Origin of the sequence: Streptomyces sp. LS1784 (assembly GCF_020103755.1) — a bacterium.
GTDB lineage: Bacteria > Actinomycetota > Actinomycetes > Streptomycetales > Streptomycetaceae > Kitasatospora.
The window spans coordinates 1-511 of the sequence record NZ_JAHSQD010001289.1; the positions used below are offsets into that span (position 1 = coordinate 1).

The window sequence follows — 511 nt, forward strand, 5'->3', positions numbered from 1 at the left end:
CCTCGCCGTCGTCGCCCTGCCCACCCCCGCGAGCGGGCGGGAGGGCGACGACGGCTGGTCGGCCCTGACCGGGCTCGCGCTGCACACCGTGCTGGAGGTCCCGCTGGTCGCGGCCTGTGCGGAGCAGCATCCGCTCGCGGACGGCACCGGTTCCGGCGCCTTCCCCGATCCCGGCGCCTTCCCCGATCCCGGCGTCTTCCCCGGCCCCGGCGCCTCCCCCGATCCCGGCGACTTCCCCGATCCCGGCCGGAACGCGCTCCCGGTCGCGGCGCTCGCCGGGCACACCCTGGTGAGCACCCCGCGCGGCACCGGGCTGCGCACCGCGCTGGAGTGCGCGCTGGCCGAGGCCGGTGTCGATCCGACGGTCGGCGTCGAGGCGGCCGCGCCACCGCAGTTGGCCGAACTCGCCGTACACGGCCTGGGCGTGGCCGTCCTGCCGGACCCGGGCCCGGTGCCCGGTCTGCGGGTGCGCCCGCTCGCCGACCCCGTCCCCCGGGTCCGGATCGCGCTG

General features: G+C 79.3%; 1 protein-coding gene. It reads left to right on the plus strand.

Going from position 1 to position 511, the window contains the following annotated elements; genetic code table 11:
- Window positions 1–511: LysR family transcriptional regulator substrate-binding protein (locus KS423_RS47025; RefSeq protein WP_224285718.1), on the plus strand; the 511-nt coding region annotated here is incomplete at both ends.